Raw genomic sequence first — 15,301 nt, 5'->3', positions numbered from 1 at the left:
CCCCCCCCCCCCCCCCCCCCCCCCCCCCCCCCCCCCCCCCCCCCCCCCCCCCCCCCCCCCCCCCCCCCCCCCCCCCCCCCCCCCCCCCCCCCCCGCTACCCGGCCAGGACACCGCGCTGGTTCCCGCCGGGCTGCGTTCGGCCGGGCGCAAGCTCCTCATCATGGACGTCGATTCCACCCTGATCCAGCAGGAAGTCATCGAACTCCTGGCGGCGTACGCCGGCAAGCGTGACGAAGTCGCTGCCGTTACCGAGGCTGCCATGCGCGGCGAGCTGGACTTTACCCAGAGCCTGCACGCCAGGGTGGCGGTGCTCGCCGGGCTGCCGGCCGACGTCGTCCATTCCGTCCGCCGGGAAGTGAAGCTCAGCGAAGGGGCCGCCGAGCTGGTGGCGGCGTTCAAGGCGGCCGGGCATGTGGTGGCTGTGGTTTCCGGCGGCTTCAACCAGATCCTGGAACCCATCGCCGCTGAACTGGGGCTGGACTACTGGCAGGCCAACGAACTGGAGATCGTTGACGGCGCCCTGACCGGAAAGGTGCTCGGCGCAGTTGTTGACCGCGCCGCAAAAGAGAAGTACCTGCGCGAATGGTCCGCCGCGGAAGGCATCGCGCTTGAGCACACCGTGGCCGTGGGCGACGGCGCCAACGACCTTGACATGCTGGGCGCCGCGGGCATCGGCGTGGCATTCAATGCAAAGCCCGCAGTGCGCGCCGTTGCCGATGCCGCCGTCAACATGCCCTACCTGGACGCTGTCCGGCACATCGCTGGGGTCTGAGCAGCCGGAAACAGTAAAGGGGGGGTGCCCGGTGCGGTCTGCACCGGGCACCCCCCCCTTTTAAAGGCAACCCTTGGTGGCGGGCTACTGTGCGCCCTTGCCAAAGTAGTCGGCGCCGCCGGCGTACTCGGTGTGGCCGGATTCGACGTCGGCGGTCACCATTCCGGCCACCACCTGCGCGAACTCCTCGACGGAGAACAGCTTTCCGGCTTCAGCCCGGCGCGCCTCGATGGCGCCCGGGGTGGAGCGGTCGAGCAGCGTGGCGGTCACGGTGCCTTCGATCATGTCCCCGGACACAACAACCAGGGTGATGCCCTTTTCCGCGAGGCTGGGAATCAGTTCGCGCAGTGCGTCCTCGCCGGCACGCTTGCTGCGCGCCACCGGTTCGTAGGCAGGCATGGTCGGCACCGTGTTGATGAAGTGTGCCTGGTGGCTGGTGACGAACACCACCCGGGAGCCTTCCTTCATCAGCGGCACCGCGGCGTTGAGCATGTTGATCTGCGCGTCGCGGTTCAGGCGCAGGGCGTAGTCCTCGCCCAGGCCGGTCTCCATCCCGCCGGAAGCGTTGAGGACCAGGATGTCGAGCGAACCGAAGTTCTCCATCGCGGCGGAGGCCAGGGCCTGGACGCCTTCCTGGCTGGTGAGGTCTGCGCCGACCGCCACGGCACGGCCGCCGGCAGCCTCGATGCCCTGGACCACCTTATTGGCGCGGGGCGCCTTCTGGCGGTAGTTGACGACGACGGCGGCCCCCTCACCGGCGAGGATTTTCGCTACGTCGGCACCGATACCGCGCGATGATCCGGTGACAATCGCGGTCTTGTTGTCCAGCAGTCCCATGCGGGCTCCTTTTGTTCGAAACGTCTAAATCGCTAGAGGTCTGCAGTCCATCATGCCAGCGGGCCCGACCGATTCCCTTGTCCGGGTCCGACAAAGATGGACGGCGGGGCTAGTGCGGTGCAGGTGTCAGGATGCGGGTGGGTCAGTGCCCCATGCCCAGGCCGCCGTCGACGGGGATCACGGCGCCGGAGATGTACGCTGCCTCATCGCTGGAGATCCAGCGGACCACGTTGGCCACTTCCGATGCCTCGGCGAAGCGGCCGGCGGGGATGCTGGCCAGGTAGTCCTTCTGGGTGGCTTCCGGAAGCTCGGCGGTCATGTCCGTGTTGATGAAGCCCGGAGCCACAACATTGGCGGTGATGCCGCGCGAGCCGAGTTCGCGGGTGAGCGAACGGGCGATGCCCACCAGGCCCGCCTTCGAGGCGGAGTAGTTGATCTGGCCCGGCGCGCCGTACAGCCCCGACACTGACGAGATGAGGACAACCCGCCCCTTGCGGAGGCGGATCATGCCTTTGGAAGCGCGCTTGATGACCCGGAACGCTCCGGTGAGGTTGGTGTCGATGACCGACGTAAAGTCGTCCTCACTCATGCGCAGCAGCAGCGTGTCCTTCGTGATGCCGGCGTTGGCCACCAGGACCTCCACGGGTCCGTGGGCGGCTTCGACTTCCTTGAAGGCCGCATCGACGGAGGCCTCGTCAGTCACGTCCGCCTTGACGCCCAGGATGCCCTCCGGCAGCTGTGATTCGCTGCGGAACGTGACGGCGACCTTGTCCCCGTTGGCGAGGAATGCTTCGGCGATTGCGAGGCCGATGCCGCGGTTGCCGCCGGTGATCAGGACGCTGCGGGGTGCGGACACTGCTTCAGTCATAGGGTGGCTCCGGGATTCTGCGGCACGCTGCGCCGCGGTAGCAAAGGTGTGTTGGGACTGCATCCGATCTTAGCCTCCCGCCCGCTGCGGGTTTGGGCGGCACAACCGTTGGTGAGAGAATTGAGGCAAGCCTTTGGAGCGTGATAAACCACCGTGACCCTCGAAAACCATGCAGGACGGACCGCGTCTGGAGAACCCGGGCGGTTCTCCGGCGATTCGGAAGTCCACAGCATTACGGATGCCGCGGAAGCCCATTCCGAGGACATGCGTAAGCGCATGGTCAAGTATGCGCTGGCCATGGGCATCCGCATGGTGTGCCTCATCCTGATCTTTGTGGTGGACGGCTGGTTCAAGATCATCGCCGTTGCCGGGGCGGTCTTCCTCCCGTGGATAGCGGTGGTGATCGCCAACGGCAACGACAAAGCCGAAGGCCACAGCGACGCCCTGCTGGATTCCGCGCCGCTGGCCGAGCTGGAGGGTCCCGGGCGCCCGGCCGACGCGGACCCGGGCAACGATGTGCTGCAGGGCGAGCTGATTATCGACGACGACACCGGACCAGGGGAAGAACGGCAAGCACCATGAGCATCTTCGACATCGCGGCAGGAACTGATCCCGCCATGGGCGACCCGGATGCCCTTTGTTCCCGGAAGGCCTGCCGGGCAGGCGCGTCCTGGCAGCTGCTCTGGAACAACCCGAAAATCCACACCCCCGAACGGCGCAAGATCTGGCTGGCGTGCGCCGAGCACCGCGAGTGGCTGGAGGACTACCTGCAGACCCGCGGCCTGTGGAAGGAAACACTGCCGCTGCAGGCCGGCCCGCAGGACGGGTCCTTGGAGCAGGACAGCTGAATGTACCGGTTCCTCTTCTCCAGCAAGTGGCTGGGCTATCTCCTGCTGGCCGCCATCTTTGCCACGGCCTGCGTGTTCCTGGGCCGCTGGCAGATGGACCGCCGGGCGGAAACACTCGCCGAAATCAACCGCGTGGTCACCAACTACTCAGCCGACCCCATTCCTTTCGCCGAAGCGCGCGACCAGTTCCTGCACCTGGACCCGGCAAAGGAATGGACCCAGGTGGAGCTGACGGGAATTTACGACGCCGCTGGCCAGCGTGTGGTCCGGAACCGGCCCCTCAACGGCCAGCCGGGCTACGAGGTGGTGGTCCCGTTCCGGCTCAACTCCGGTGAAACCGTGGTCATTGACCGGGGCTGGCTGCCCATCGGCAACAAGAATCCCGGCAGTCCCGACTCGATCCCCGCGCCGCCCGCCGGTGAGGTGACCGCCGTCGTCCGCCTGAAGCATCCGGAACCGGCCCTGCAGCGCGGGGCACCCGAGGGCCAGCTGGCGTCCATCGACCTCGCGGCCTATGCCGGCCAGCTCGGCTATCCCCTGCTCACCGGCGCCTACGGGCAGCTGGCGTCCGAAACCCCGCCCGCCGCGGACATGCCCGCGGCGTTCCCGAAGCCGTCTACCGAGGAGGGCACCCACCTCTCCTACTCGCTGCAGTGGTTCGCGTTCGGCATCCTGATGTTTGTGGGGTTCGGCTACGCCGCCCGGCAGCAGGCGCGGAACGCTGCGATTGATGCCGAGGACGATGCGGATCTGCCCGTAGGCACCGTCCACGCCGCCGTCTCCAACCGCCGTCGTCCGTCCCCGCCGAAGAAGCGGAAGAAGGCGACGTCCGAAGAAGAGGAAGACGCCCTCCTCGACGCGCAGGGGTACTAGGACATGGCAGAGTACGACGACGGCCCGGTCGCCCGGGTCCGCTCGGCCCTGCTCGCCTGCGGGGCCGGGGACACGGTGCGCACCTTTCCCTCGGGGGTGCCCACGGCGGTCGCGGCAGCCGAAGCCCTGGGATGCGATGTCGCGGCGATCACCAACAGCCTCATCTTCGACCTCAGCGGAGAGCCTTTACTTATCCTGGCCAGCGGCGCGGCGCGGGTCGATACCGCTCTGGTGGCGGAGCATCTGGGCGACGGCCGGATCCGTCGCGCCTCCCCCGACTTCGTCCTCAAGCACACCGGGCAGAAAGTAGGCGGCGTGGCTCCGGTGGGCCATCCGAAACGGATCCGAACCCTTCTGGACGCGTCCCTCCAGTCCCAGGAGCTGCTCTGGGCAGGGGCCGGCGACCACTACTCAATGTTCAGCATCACGTACCTCGACCTCCGCAGGATCACGAACGCGGAGGAAATGCCCGTCCGCTGACCCAAGGCGACCAGCCGAGAGCGCCTAGGCGAGCGTGATCAGGTCCAGGTAGTCCTCGTTCCACAGGTCCTCGACGCCGTCCGGCAGCAGCACCACGCGTTCGGGGTTGAGGGCCTCAACGGCGCCTTCATCGTGGCTGACCAGGACGACGGCGCCGGTGTAGTTGCGGAGGGCGCCCAGGATTTCGGCGCGGCTGGCGGGGTCGAGGTTGTTGGTTGGCTCGTCCAGAAGCAGGACGTTGGCGCTGGAGGCCACAATGGTGGCCAGGGCCAACCGGGTTTTCTCGCCGCCGGAGAGCACGCCCGCGGGCTTGTCCACGTCGTCGCCGGAGAACAGGAAGGAGCCCAGGATGCCGCGGACCTCGGCGTCCTTCATGTCCGGTGCCGCCGAGCGCATGTTTTCCAGGACTGTCCGGTCGTGGTCCAGGGTTTCATGCTCCTGGGCGTAGTAGCCCACTTTGAGGCCGTGGCCGGGAACGATGTCCCCGGTATCCGGCTGGTCCACTCCGGCGAGCATCCGCAGCAGCGTCGTCTTTCCGGCGCCGTTGAGGCCCAGGATGACAACCTTGGAGCCGCGGTCGATGGCGAGGTCGACGTCGGTGAAGATTTCCAGGGAGCCGTAGGACTTGCTCAGGCCTTCGGCGGTGAGCGGCGTCCTGCCGCAGGGTGACGGCTCGGGGAACCGCAGCGCTGCCACGCGGTCCTGCTCACGGACGGCTTCCAGCCCGCTGAGCAGCCGTTCCGCGCGCTTGGCCATGTTCTGGGCGGCCACGGCCTTAGTGGCCTTCGCGCGCATTTTGTTGGCCTGGTCCATGAGGACCTGGGCTTTCTTTTCGGCGTTGGCCCGTTCCCGCTTGCGGGCCCGCTCGTCGGTTTCGCGCTGCTGCAGGTACCGCTTCCAGCCCATGTTGTAGAAGTCGATCTGCGCCCGGTTGGCGTCCAGGTGGTAGACCTTGTTGACGGTGGCTTCAAGCAGCTCCACGTCGTGGCTGATGACGATCAGGCCGCCCTGGTGGTTCTTCAGGAAGTCCCGGAGCCAGGAGATGGAGTCGGCGTCCAGGTGGTTGGTCGGTTCGTCGAGCAGCATGGTTTCGGCACCCGAGTACAGGATGCGCGCCAGTTCAACACGGCGGCGTTGACCGCCGGAGAGCGTCTTCAGGGGCTGGTTCAGGATCCGCTCGGGAAGGGCGAGGTTCGAGGAGATGGCTGCCGCTTCGGCCTCCGCCGCGTAGCCGCCGCCCGACAGGAACTCCGCCTCCAGCCGGTCGTACCGGCCCATGGCCTTGCGCTGGACTTCGGCGTCCTCGCTTGCCATGTCCGCCTGCGCCTTCTTGAGTTTACCGACGACGACGTCCAGGCCCCGTGCGGACAGGATCCGGTCGCGTGCCAGCTGCTCCATATCCGGCGTCCGGGGATCCTGCGGAAGGTAGCCGATTTCACCGCTGCGCGTGACTTTGCCGGCGGCGGGCAGGCCTTCCCCGGCCAACACACGGGTCAGGGTCGTCTTGCCGGCACCGTTGCGGCCCACCAGGCCAATCTTGTCACCCTTGTCGATGCGGAAACTCACCTGGTCCATGAGGAGCCGGGCGCCGGCGCGCAGTTCGAGGTCCTGGACGGTAATCACAGCAGGTAAGGCCTTTCACAGCAGGGATAAGCCGCGGCCCCGGAACATCGGTGGCGGGCGGGGGCGGCAACGGCCGCCAGAACGGCCCTCCCAAGTCTACCGTCCGCACCACGGGTGCGTGACCGGAGCCGATGCCCTCGGCTTAATCGCCCGCCGTCCGCATGCGGGCCGGAGAGAATGGAGGAATGGACTTCCACCGGCTGTTGCAGATCCGGCGCATCTACGCGCAGCCGGCGGCCCTGGACCTTCCGCGGGGCAAGGAGATCATCGCGCGCTGGCCGGACGCCGACGTCGTTCCGGTCCAGAACCACTGGAACATCCCCGAGGTGCACGGTGACGAAACGAACGTGCCGCGGTGGTCCCGGATCAAGACGGAATCGCTGGTCCTGGGCGTGAAGAAGGCACTGACCGTCAAGCCGAACGGCAGGTCCGCCGACTTCATCGCACCTTCGACCGCGAACGGCTGCGCCATGGCCTGCGCCTACTGCTACGTGCCGCGGCACAAGGGCTACAGCAACCCGGTTACGGTGTTCGCCAACATCGACCAGATCGCCGGGGCGCTCGAGCGCCACGCCACCCGGCAGGGCATCAAGCTGGAGCCCAACCAGTGCGACCCGGAACTGTGGGTGTATGACATCGGGGAGAACAGCGACTGCTCCGTTGACGCCCTCATCAGCGACAACGTGGAGGACCTTGTGACCCTCTTCCGGGACCTGCCGACCGCGAAACTGTCCTTCGCCACCAAGTACGTCAACCCGGCGATGCTCGGCTGGGACCACGGCGGCCACACCAGGATCCGGTTCTCGCTGATGCCCGCTGACCTGGCCAGATCCATTGACGTCCGCACCTCCCCCGTGGCTGACCGCATGGCAGCGATCAACGACTTCGTCGCAGCCGGGTACGAAGTCCACGTCAACTTCTCCCCTGTCATCATCACCGACACGTGGCTGACGGACTGGGAGGAGCTGCTGCGGCAGCTGGACGCCACGCTCACCCCGGCGGCAAAGGCCCAGCTCGCCGCCGAAGTCATCTTCCTGACCCACAATGAGCGCCTGCACGAGGTGAACCTGGGATGGCATCCCCAGGCCGAGAACGTGCTGTGGCGGCCCGACCTCCAGGAATCCAAAGTCTCCTCCAACGGCTTCGCCAACGTCCGCTACCGCTCGGGAACAAAAGGCCGCTACGTCCGGCAGCTCACCGCCCTCATCGGGGACATCGCGCCCTATTGCCGGATCCGCTACGCATTCTAAAGGGCAAAACCGCGGGCGCCGGGGCTAAAATTGACCCATCATGACCGGAGCCCGCTACCGCTTCCTGGCCTGGTTCGTCGCCCTTGCCACGATCCTGGGAGCGTGCACGCCCTCCGCTGGCCTTGACGAAACCGCCCTCTCGGCACCACCTGCAGCATCCCCCTCTGCCACCGCCGTTGCCCCGGCCCTTGTAGAGGACACGGCACAACCGGCGGCTCCGGAACCGGAGCCTTTCGCGCTCAACCTCTACCAGGAGGGCGACTTCGTTCCGCAGTACACGTTTGACTGGTGCGTGGCGGCAAGCATCCAGATGGCCCACAACCTTATCGATGACACAGGTGGCAGTACCTGGGCGGACCCCGCGCAGCAGGGTGAGCTCTGGGAGATGGCCAGGGTCCGGTCGAACAACTCCTACAACGGCGCCAGTCCGCTTGGCTGGGCCCAGGTGCTGACCGAGGCGGGATTGGGTCCTTACACGGTGGTCAGCATTCCTGACTACGGGGATGCGCTCCAGGCCGCCGCGCGGGCTATCACAGAAACAGGCCGGCCCGTCGGACTGGTCATGTGGCGGGGACGGCACGCCTGGGTGATGAGCGGCTTCGAATCGGTGGGTGACCCGAAGGTCTTCCCTGATTTCACCGTAACCGGGATCAGCGTCCTTGACCCCCTGTATCCGCACGGCAGCGGGCAGTGGGGCCCCTCACCGGCATCCAACACCCTGCTCACACCTGACGAACTGGCCACCCAGTTCGTGGTCCGGGAACCCCGGCGCTGGAGCAGCAACCTGCCAACCGGGTACCTGCTGGTGCTTCCCACCGCCCCATCCTGACCCCTGTTGTACCCAGCCCTCAGGTGCTGCACCCACGGTTAGTAGGGCACCTACAAAATGCGCGGCGCTCCGCCCCGGTAGCGTCGGGAGTACCGCAGATTTCCCCGAACAACCCAGGACAGGACCACCATGAGCAAGACCTCCACCGCCGTCAACAAGCCCCTGCCGGCGGCCCGCCGCCGCTGGAACGCCACCGACCTGGGGCTGATCGCCGTCTTCGCCGCCCTGGTGGCAGGCGCGGCGCTCGTGCCCGGACTCGCTGTGAACGGCTTCGGGGTTCCCATCACCTTCCAGACCCTCGCCGTGATGCTTACCGGCCTGGTCCTGGGCCCGGGCCGGGGTTTCGCCGCCGTCGGGCTGTACACGCTGCTGGGCCTGGCAGGGCTGCCCATCTTCAGCCAGGGCCGCAGTGGCCTGGGCATCCTCGCCGGGCCGTCCGCCGGTTACATCATCGCCTTTCCCATTGCCGCCTGCGTTGTCGGATGGCTGGCAACACTGGTGATCCGCCGGACCACCAGGGCCCGCGCCCTCTGGCTGTTCCTGTCCGCCACCGTGACGAGCGTGGCAGTCGTCCACACGCTCGGGGTCGCCGGAATCGCCCTGAACACCAAGGCCACCCTGGAACAGGCCTTCGTCAGCGACCTGGTCTTCTACCCCGGGGACATCATCAAGAACATTCTTGCCGCGGTCATCGCCGTTGCCCTGCACCGCGCCTTCCCGGACATCCTGGTGCGCCGCGTGAAGCGGAACGTCCAGCAGCCCGCCAACGCCTAGGATCCCTTCCATGCCCATCGTGACCTTTGACCAGGTGTCCGTGGCGGTTCCGCTGGACCACACACCGGAAGCGAAGATCCTCCTGGACGGCGTGAACCTTGACCTCACCGAGGCCCGGATCGGGGTCATCGGGGCCAACGGCTCCGGAAAATCCACGTTGCTGCGCCTGGTCAACGGCCTCGTCCAGCCAACGGCCGGCACAGTAACAGTCGACGGCGAAGATACAGTACGTTCCGTCCGCAGAGTGCGCCGTAACGTCGGCTTTGTCTTCACCGACCCCCTGTCCCAGCTGGTCATGCCCACCGGACGCGAGGACGTCGAACTCTCGCTTCGCCGCTCGGTCAAGAACGGTGCAGAGCGGCGCAGGCTCGCCGAGGAGGCGCTGGACCGGTTTGGCCTGCTGCACCTGGCGGACCAAAGCGTTTACGAACTCTCAGGCGGAGAACGGCAGTTGATGGCCCTCGCGGCGGTCCTGGCGGTCTCACCGGCCGTGCTGGTGCTGGACGAACCGTCCACGCTGCTGGACCTCCGGAACCGCGAGTTGCTCCGCCGCACCCTCTCTGGGCTGGACCAGCAGATCATCATGTCCACCCACGACCTCGACCTGGCCCTGGAGATGGACCGGGTACTGGTGGTGGAGGCGGGCCGGATCTTCTTCGACGGCGCTCCCGCGGAGGCGGTGGCGGCGTACCGCACCCTGTGCTTGGCAGGGCTTCAGGCAACGGAACCGGGGTCACGGTGAGGGGCCATGGTTTCCTCCTCGCCAACTATGTGCCGGGCAACTCCTTCATTCACCGGTCACCCCTGGCGCTGAAGTTCCTCGTGGTTGTCGGCTGCGGCCTGGCCACGTTCATCATCCAGGACTGGTTCGTTTCCGCGGCGGTCCTGACAGTTCTGTGCGGCCTGTTCCTGCTGACTGGGGCGGGCCCGGGCAGGCTGTGGCATGCCGTCCGTCCGCTCGCCGCCGTGCTCGTGGTGGTTGGACTGTTCCAGTGGTGGCAGCTCGGCGCACCCACGGCCGCCAGGATCGTCCTGAACATCCTGGTCTGCGTCGTTGCAGCTTCCCTGCTGACCGCCACCACTCCCGTACAACAGCTCCTGGACGGTGTGGTCAAAGCGGCCGGCCCGTTCCGGAGGTTCGGTGCCGATCCCGAGCGTTTCGCCCTGACCATCGGCATCATGCTGCGCAGCATCCCCTACATCGCTGGAACGTTCGCCGATGTTCGGGATTCGGCCCGTGCCCGGGGCCTCGAACGCAACCCCCGTGCCTTGGTCCTCCCTGTGTTCATCACGTCCGTCGCCTTCGCCCGGCAGACCGGTGAGGCACTCGCTGCCCGCGGCCTGGGCGACGCCGGCGACTAGCGCCCGCGCAAGGCAGTCAGGCGTCTTCCAGCCGGGTGTATTCCAGCAGCGCCGCAGTGCCCATTCCGCCGGCGCTGCTGATCATGGCCAGCGCCAGGCTGCCCGGAGTCCCCGCCCGCCGTGCCTGTGCCAGCAGCCGGGTCACCAGTACAGCGCCGGACGCGCCGTACGCGTGGCCGAAGGCCAGCGCGCCGCCGTCGAGGTTTGCGCGATCCGCCGGGATGCCCAGCTGGTCGAGGCAGGCCAGGGTCTGGGACGCGAAGGCCTCGTTGAATTCGACCAGGCCCAGCCGGTCTGACGCTATGCCGGCGCCGGACAGCACGGTACGCGCCGCTGCCGCAGCACCCACTCCCAGCACCTCGGGGTGGACCCCCTCGGTGGCGGTTCCGCGCACCAGCAGGCCGTCCACGGCACCCATCTCCCGTGCCCGCTGCAGGGAGGTCATGACGACGGCGGATGCGGCGTCCGCGTCAAAGCATGAGTTGCCTGCGGTGACCGTTCCGCCGGCCACGAAGACGGGCGGGAACCTGGACATCACCGCGGCGCCCAGCCCCTTCCGCGGCCCATCGTCCGCGGCGACGGTCCCCGCCGCGGTTTCCAGCGGGACCAGCTCGCCGTCGAAATGCCCCGCGGCTGCAGCGGCGAGTGCCTTGCGGTGGCTTGCCAGCGCGAACGCGTCCTGCCGTTCCCGGCCAACGCCGAACCGTTCGGCCACCGTCTCGGCTGCTTCCCCCATGTCCGGGTCGCCGAAGCGCGCCGGGACGAACTGGGCGCGCTGGTAGAACTCCGCGCCGCCGTCGTCGCTCCGGTGCGCCCGCAGGGGCGCGGTGCTGGTGCTTTCCACTCCGCCGGCCAGGAAGGCGGGGTTGCCGCCGGCGGCGACCAGCCGGGCGGCAAGTGCGATTGCGTCCAGGCCCGAGCCGCACTGGCGGTCCACGGTGATGCCGGGGACGCTGACCGGCAGCCCGGCCTCCAGCAGGGACAGCCGTGCCACGTTTCCGCCGCCACCCACGGCGTTCCCGATCACCACATCGTCGACGGCCTCAGGCTGGATGTGCGTACGGGTGAGCAGCTCCCGCAGTACAGGGGCCAGGAGTTCGTACGCCCGCAGCCTTGCCAGGGCGCCGTTGGTCCGGCAGACCGGAGTCCGCAGGGCGGCGATGACGACAGGCTGCCGGTCTGCGGGAAGTGCGTCAGCCACCAAGGCTCCGGGCCCTGTGGTCCCCCGTGCGGATCCAGTCCAGCAGCACGTTGCGGCTGACTTTGCCCCGGTCCGTGACGGGCAGCTCGGACAGGACAAAGTACTGCAGCGGCCGTTTGTCCCTGGGCAAAAGGACCTCCAGGCCATTCCGCAGCTGCATGGCGGTGATTCCACCGTGGGACGGGACGACGCCTGCCACCACGCGCTGTCCCCGCACATCGTCCGGGACGCCCGCTGCAACGGCAGAGGCGACGCCGGGCACCGCGGCAAGGGCCAGTTCCACTTCGTGCGGATACACGTTTTTACCCGAGGTGAGGATCATGTCGGCCCGGCGGCCCAGGATGTGCAGGTTTCCCTCGTCAAGGTAGCCCTGGTCGCCCACCGTAAACCAGTCCCCGAAGGACCGCAGCGCCTGGCCGTCGTCCCCCCACAGGTAACCGTTACTGACCAGGCCGCTGCGGACGGAGATGTTGCCGGGCACGCCGTCGGGCAGCTGCGCTCCGGCGTCGTCCAGGATGCGGACGTCCACACCGGGGAAAGGCCGGCCGATGCCCGTTCCGCCGGGCTCCGGTGCCTCCCCGGCCGGCAGCCCGGCACCGGAGACGAAGCTCAGTTCGGAAGCGCCGTAGTATTCGAAAATGGTGGCGTTCGGGGCCCAGCGGCGTGCCGCTTCCAGGGTGCGCGCATCCAGCTTGGAACCCGCGCAAATGATCGTCCGGATCCCGGACGCGTCCACGCCTCCGGTCAGGCCGCGTTCGCTGAGCATCCTCAGCATGGTGGGCACCAGCACCAGCCGTGTTACACGGTCGTGGATGATCGCGGCATGGACGTCCCCGACGTCGAACGTCTCAAGTGTCTGGAACTCGGCTCCGGCGTAGAGGCATTCGGCGAGGGCGTAGAGGTTCAGGCTCGCTGCGAGCGGGCCCGGCGCCAGGGTGACGTCGTCCTGCTGCAGGCCGAAAAATTCGATGGAGGCCTCAAAGGACTGCTGCCACGATGTCCGGGACCGGGTGAAAGCCTTGGGCACCGACGTCGTACCGGAGGTCAGGCCGATCAGGAACGTGCTGCCGGGCGGGCCGTCGGTAAGGCTGTCGTCGGGCGAGACGGCCTCCGGGACGGCATACGCATTCACCCGGCGGACGATATCCTCCTGCAACCTGCTGTGCCAGGCAGGGTCGAGGACCGCGCACTGCCGCCCGCCGGCCACAGCAGCGGCGAACCTGACGGCGAAGTCCGTGGAGTTGGCCTCGCACAGGGCAGTGACCGCTTTGGTTTCCGGGACCATTGCTGCGGCGGCGTCGCGGAGGCCCGCCCAGTCGAGGCGGCGCCCGGCGATCACGACGGCGGTGTCGTGCGGCCGTTCGCCGGCCCAGCGCTGGATTCTGTTCAGGAAAGGCATCGGATCAACTTTACCGGCCTGCACGGATTGAGTCGGGGGCCCAGGGGTAATGTGACCCTATGAGCTTCAATGACAACGTGCAGCTGGACCCATCGCAGGTCCAGGACCGGCGCGGCATGGGCCGCGGAGCCAAGGTGGGCGGCGGCATCGGCGGCGGGCTGATCCTGCTGATCGCGGCACTCTTCGGCATCAATCCCCAGCTCCTCGAGGGCCTGGCGGGCGGGGCAGCCCCGGCCCCCCAGAGCCAGGGCACGGCTCCGGCCTGCGAAACCGGCGCCGACGCCGATGCGCGGGTTGACTGCCGGATCACCGGCACCGTCAACAGCCTCAATGCCTTCTGGCCTGCATACCTGCAGCAGTACAACGTCCGGTACCCACAGCCGGAGACGGTGATCTTCGATGAAGCCGTCAGCACTGGCTGCGGGACCGCCTCCAGCGCCGTGGGCCCCTTCTACTGCCCCACGGACACCACCGCCTACTTCGATCCCGGGTTCTTCACCGAACTCGTCAACCGCTTCGGTTCCTCCGGCGGGCCGCTGGCCCAGGAATATGTGGTGGCCCACGAATTCGGCCACCACATCCAGAATGTCCTGGGCGACCTGGACCGCGCCCAGCAGGATCCGCAGGGTCCCGAGTCCGGTGCGGTGCGCGTGGAGCTGCAGGCCGACTGCTACGCGGGGCTGTGGGCCAAGCACGCCTCCACCCAGCCCGGCCCGGACGGCCAGCCCTTCCTCGAGGCACTCACCCAGCAGGACCTGAACGATGCGCTGTCCGCCGCGTCCGCGGTCGGCGACGACCGCATCCAGGAGGCCGCCACCGGCCGCGTCACCCCCGAGGCATGGACGCACGGATCCAGCGAACAGCGCCAGCGGTGGTTCTACCGGGGCTTCGAGACCGGCGACATCAACCAGTGCGACACGTTCAGCGCACCCACCCTCTAACATTTGCTTCTCCCCACGGGCGGGAACGACGACGGGCGGTTACCTTCGCGAAGAAGGTAACCGCCCGTCGTCGTACTTTGGCTGGTTCAGATGTTGAAGCCGAGGGCCCGCATCTGGTCCTTGCCGTCGTCGGTGATCCGTTCCGGACCCCATGGCGGCATCCAGACCCAGTTCAGTCGCCAGTCGTCAACGACGCCGTCCAGCGCCTGCCCAACCTGCTCCTCGAGCACGTCGGTGAGCGGGCAGGCGGCCGTGGTGAGCGTCATGTCGATCAGCAGCGCACCGTCCTCGTCGGAGTACTTCAGGCCGTAGAGCAGGCCAAGGTCCACCACGTTAACCCCGAGTTCGGGGTCGATGACGTCCTTGAGCGCCTCTTCGACGTCCTCCAGGGCCGTACGGCCCGGCGTGATTTCGGTCATGACTGGTCCTAACTAGGCCTGTGCTGCTGCGGGAGCGGCGACGGCGGAACCGGCGCCCTTGACGTAGCGGTCGTAGCCTTCTTCTTCCAGGCGGTCGGCGAGCTCCGGGCCGCCCTCTTCGACAACCTGGCCGTCAACGAAAACGTGGACGAAGTCCGGCTTGATGTAGCGCAGGATGCGGGTGTAGTGGGTGATGAGCAGGGTGCCCATGTTGCCCTGGGCGTGGGCGCGGTTGACGCCCTCGGAGACGACCTTCAGGGCGTCGACGTCCAGGCCGGAGTCGGTCTCGTCCAGGACGGCGAACTTCGGCTTGAAGAGTTCCAGCTGCAGGATCTCCACGCGCTTCTTCTCACCGCCGGAGAAGCCTTCGTTGACGTTCCGCTGTGCGAAGTCGGCGTCGATGCGCAGCTGCTCCATGGCGTCCTTGACGTCCTTGGTCCAGGTACGCAGCTTGGGTGCTTCGCCGTCGATGGCGGTCTTGGCGGTGCGCAGGAAGTTGGTCATGGTCACGCCGGGGACCTCAACCGGGTACTGCATGGCCAGGAAGACGCCGGCGCGGGCACGCTCGTCGACACTCATCTCGAGGACGTCTTCGCCGTCGAGGGTGATGGAGCCGCTGGTGACCGTGTAGCGCGGGTGCCCGGCGATGGTGGAGGCCAGCGTCGACTTGCCGGAGCCGTTCGGGCCCATGATGGCGTGGGTTTCGCCGGTACGGATGGTCAGGCTGACGCCCTTCAGGATCTCCTTGGTGCCCTGCTCCGTCTCAATGCTGACGTGCAGGTCCTTGATCTCAAGAGTTGACATGCTCTTCTTTCTTTCGTTCG

The 15,301-nt window shown here is 67.5% G+C and carries 17 protein-coding genes and 1 pseudogene; 11 read left to right on the top strand and 7 right to left on the bottom strand.

The window, feature by feature from the left end:
- Nucleotides 1-101: 101 nt before the first annotated feature.
- Nucleotides 102-773, top strand: a pseudogene (gene serB / locus ACYQ1Z_RS12025) (phosphoserine phosphatase SerB); the annotation flags it as partial.
- 84 nt (nucleotides 774-857) lie between these two features.
- Here serB and ACYQ1Z_RS12020 read toward each other — a convergent pair.
- The gene (locus ACYQ1Z_RS12020) at nucleotides 858-1,610 is read right to left on the bottom strand and encodes an SDR family oxidoreductase (protein ID WP_459792752.1); all 753 of its coding nucleotides are present in this window, start codon (nucleotides 1,608-1,610) and stop codon (nucleotides 858-860) included.
- 142 nt (nucleotides 1,611-1,752) lie between these two features.
- Nucleotides 1,753-2,478 carry a 3-oxoacyl-ACP reductase FabG gene (gene fabG, locus ACYQ1Z_RS12015; protein WP_459792751.1) on the bottom strand — a complete coding sequence of 242 codons (726 nt, stop codon included), beginning with the start codon at nucleotides 2,476-2,478 and terminating at the stop codon, nucleotides 1,753-1,755.
- Between the two features lie 153 nt (nucleotides 2,479-2,631).
- On the opposite strand from fabG, the gene ACYQ1Z_RS12010 reads away from it, so the two are divergent.
- Genes ACYQ1Z_RS12010 through ACYQ1Z_RS11995 form a run of 4 tightly spaced genes read left to right on the top strand, consistent with a single transcriptional unit; the run spans nucleotide 2,632 to nucleotide 4,679 of the window.
- Nucleotides 2,632-3,060: a DUF3099 domain-containing protein gene (locus ACYQ1Z_RS12010; protein WP_459792750.1), complete on the top strand. Its 429-nt coding sequence runs from the start codon at nucleotides 2,632-2,634 to the stop codon at nucleotides 3,058-3,060.
- Nucleotides 3,057-3,326: a hypothetical protein gene (locus tag ACYQ1Z_RS12005; protein WP_459792749.1), complete on the top strand. Its 270-nt coding sequence runs from the start codon at nucleotides 3,057-3,059 to the stop codon at nucleotides 3,324-3,326. Before ACYQ1Z_RS12010 ends, ACYQ1Z_RS12005 begins: the two co-directional genes overlap by 4 nt.
- Nucleotides 3,327-4,199 (top strand): SURF1 family cytochrome oxidase biogenesis protein, encoded by an 873-nt coding sequence (locus ACYQ1Z_RS12000; protein WP_459792748.1) that lies wholly within the window; start codon nucleotides 3,327-3,329, stop codon nucleotides 4,197-4,199.
- Between the two features lie 3 nt (nucleotides 4,200-4,202).
- The gene (locus ACYQ1Z_RS11995) at nucleotides 4,203-4,679 is read left to right on the top strand and encodes a YbaK/EbsC family protein (RefSeq protein ID WP_459792747.1); all 477 of its coding nucleotides are present in this window, start codon (nucleotides 4,203-4,205) and stop codon (nucleotides 4,677-4,679) included.
- Between the two features lie 24 nt (nucleotides 4,680-4,703).
- On the opposite strand, the gene ACYQ1Z_RS11990 is transcribed toward ACYQ1Z_RS11995, so the two are convergent.
- Nucleotides 4,704-6,302 (bottom strand): ABC-F family ATP-binding cassette domain-containing protein, encoded by a 1,599-nt coding sequence (locus ACYQ1Z_RS11990; RefSeq protein WP_459792746.1) that lies wholly within the window; start codon nucleotides 6,300-6,302, stop codon nucleotides 4,704-4,706.
- 185 nt (nucleotides 6,303-6,487) lie between these two features.
- Between ACYQ1Z_RS11990 and ACYQ1Z_RS11985 the strand changes: the two genes are divergently transcribed.
- From ACYQ1Z_RS11985 to ACYQ1Z_RS11965, 5 genes are all read left to right on the top strand, one after another.
- On the top strand, nucleotides 6,488-7,552 hold the full coding sequence (locus ACYQ1Z_RS11985) for a spore photoproduct lyase family protein (protein ID WP_459792745.1): 1,065 nt from the start codon (nucleotides 6,488-6,490) through the stop codon (nucleotides 7,550-7,552).
- Nucleotides 7,553-7,592: 40 nt separating this feature from the next.
- Complete coding sequence (locus tag ACYQ1Z_RS11980) at nucleotides 7,593-8,381, top strand: hypothetical protein (RefSeq protein WP_459792744.1); 789 nt, start codon at nucleotides 7,593-7,595, stop codon at nucleotides 8,379-8,381.
- A gap of 129 nt (nucleotides 8,382-8,510) precedes the next feature.
- Nucleotides 8,511-9,155 (top strand): biotin transporter BioY, encoded by a 645-nt coding sequence (locus tag ACYQ1Z_RS11975; protein WP_459792743.1) that lies wholly within the window; start codon nucleotides 8,511-8,513, stop codon nucleotides 9,153-9,155.
- 10 nt (nucleotides 9,156-9,165) lie between these two features.
- Nucleotides 9,166-9,897: an energy-coupling factor ABC transporter ATP-binding protein gene (locus ACYQ1Z_RS11970; RefSeq protein ID WP_459792742.1), complete on the top strand. Its 732-nt coding sequence runs from the start codon at nucleotides 9,166-9,168 to the stop codon at nucleotides 9,895-9,897.
- The gene (locus tag ACYQ1Z_RS11965) at nucleotides 9,894-10,517 is read left to right on the top strand and encodes an energy-coupling factor transporter transmembrane component T family protein (RefSeq protein WP_459792741.1); all 624 of its coding nucleotides are present in this window, start codon (nucleotides 9,894-9,896) and stop codon (nucleotides 10,515-10,517) included. Before ACYQ1Z_RS11970 ends, ACYQ1Z_RS11965 begins: the two co-directional genes overlap by 4 nt.
- A gap of 16 nt (nucleotides 10,518-10,533) precedes the next feature.
- On the opposite strand, the gene ACYQ1Z_RS11960 is transcribed toward ACYQ1Z_RS11965, so the two are convergent.
- Nucleotides 10,534-11,721, bottom strand: coding sequence for a thiolase family protein (locus tag ACYQ1Z_RS11960; protein WP_459792740.1), 1,188 nt, complete (start codon nucleotides 11,719-11,721; stop codon nucleotides 10,534-10,536).
- Nucleotides 11,711-13,117, bottom strand: a complete 1,407-nt coding sequence (locus ACYQ1Z_RS11955; RefSeq protein ID WP_459792739.1) for a class I adenylate-forming enzyme family protein — start codon at nucleotides 13,115-13,117, stop codon at nucleotides 11,711-11,713. Before ACYQ1Z_RS11955 ends, ACYQ1Z_RS11960 begins: the two co-directional genes overlap by 11 nt.
- A 59-nt stretch (nucleotides 13,118-13,176) precedes the next feature.
- Here ACYQ1Z_RS11955 and ypfJ point away from each other — a divergent pair, with 59 nt between their 5' ends.
- Entirely contained in the window at nucleotides 13,177-14,058 is an 882-nt protein-coding gene (ypfJ, locus tag ACYQ1Z_RS11950) for a KPN_02809 family neutral zinc metallopeptidase (protein WP_459792738.1), read from the top strand.
- Between the two features lie 86 nt (nucleotides 14,059-14,144).
- On the opposite strand, the gene ACYQ1Z_RS11945 is transcribed toward ypfJ, so the two are convergent.
- Together ACYQ1Z_RS11945 and sufC are read right to left on the bottom strand one after the other, a co-directional pair.
- Nucleotides 14,145-14,477: a metal-sulfur cluster assembly factor gene (locus tag ACYQ1Z_RS11945; RefSeq protein WP_459792737.1), complete on the bottom strand. Its 333-nt coding sequence runs from the start codon at nucleotides 14,475-14,477 to the stop codon at nucleotides 14,145-14,147.
- A 12-nt stretch (nucleotides 14,478-14,489) separates the two neighbouring features.
- Nucleotides 14,490-15,281 carry a Fe-S cluster assembly ATPase SufC gene (sufC, locus tag ACYQ1Z_RS11940; RefSeq protein ID WP_459792736.1) on the bottom strand — a complete coding sequence of 264 codons (792 nt, stop codon included), beginning with the start codon at nucleotides 15,279-15,281 and terminating at the stop codon, nucleotides 14,490-14,492.
- Between the last annotated feature and the right edge of the window lie 20 nt (nucleotides 15,282-15,301).

This window comes from Arthrobacter sp. AD-310 (genome assembly GCF_054656615.1).
Note: the sequence above shows the minus strand (reverse complement) of the source record. Positions and strands in the feature narration are given on the sequence as shown.

What these genes read in the sequence shown, in the direction of transcription:
- ACYQ1Z_RS12020 (WP_459792752.1), bottom strand. Translation starts at nt 1,610, where the DNA reads ATGGGACTGCTGGACAACAAGACCGCGATTGTCACCGGATCATCGCGC.
- fabG (WP_459792751.1), bottom strand. Translation starts at nt 2,478, where the DNA reads ATGACTGAAGCAGTGTCCGCACCCCGCAGCGTCCTGATCACCGGCGGC.
- ACYQ1Z_RS12005 (WP_459792749.1), top strand. Translation starts at nt 3,057, where the DNA reads ATGAGCATCTTCGACATCGCGGCAGGAACTGATCCCGCCATGGGCGAC.
- ACYQ1Z_RS12000 (WP_459792748.1), top strand. Translation starts at nt 3,327, where the DNA reads ATGTACCGGTTCCTCTTCTCCAGCAAGTGGCTGGGCTATCTCCTGCTG.
- ACYQ1Z_RS11995 (WP_459792747.1), top strand. Translation starts at nt 4,203, where the DNA reads ATGGCAGAGTACGACGACGGCCCGGTCGCCCGGGTCCGCTCGGCCCTG.
- ACYQ1Z_RS11985 (WP_459792745.1), top strand. Translation starts at nt 6,488, where the DNA reads ATGGACTTCCACCGGCTGTTGCAGATCCGGCGCATCTACGCGCAGCCG.
- ACYQ1Z_RS11980 (WP_459792744.1), top strand. Translation starts at nt 7,593, where the DNA reads ATGACCGGAGCCCGCTACCGCTTCCTGGCCTGGTTCGTCGCCCTTGCC.
- ACYQ1Z_RS11975 (WP_459792743.1), top strand. Translation starts at nt 8,511, where the DNA reads ATGAGCAAGACCTCCACCGCCGTCAACAAGCCCCTGCCGGCGGCCCGC.
- ACYQ1Z_RS11970 (WP_459792742.1), top strand. Translation starts at nt 9,166, where the DNA reads ATGCCCATCGTGACCTTTGACCAGGTGTCCGTGGCGGTTCCGCTGGAC.
- ACYQ1Z_RS11955 (WP_459792739.1), bottom strand. Translation starts at nt 13,117, where the DNA reads ATGCCTTTCCTGAACAGAATCCAGCGCTGGGCCGGCGAACGGCCGCAC.
- ypfJ (WP_459792738.1), top strand. Translation starts at nt 13,177, where the DNA reads ATGAGCTTCAATGACAACGTGCAGCTGGACCCATCGCAGGTCCAGGAC.
- ACYQ1Z_RS11945 (WP_459792737.1), bottom strand. Translation starts at nt 14,477, where the DNA reads ATGACCGAAATCACGCCGGGCCGTACGGCCCTGGAGGACGTCGAAGAG.
- sufC (WP_459792736.1), bottom strand. Translation starts at nt 15,281, where the DNA reads ATGTCAACTCTTGAGATCAAGGACCTGCACGTCAGCATTGAGACGGAG.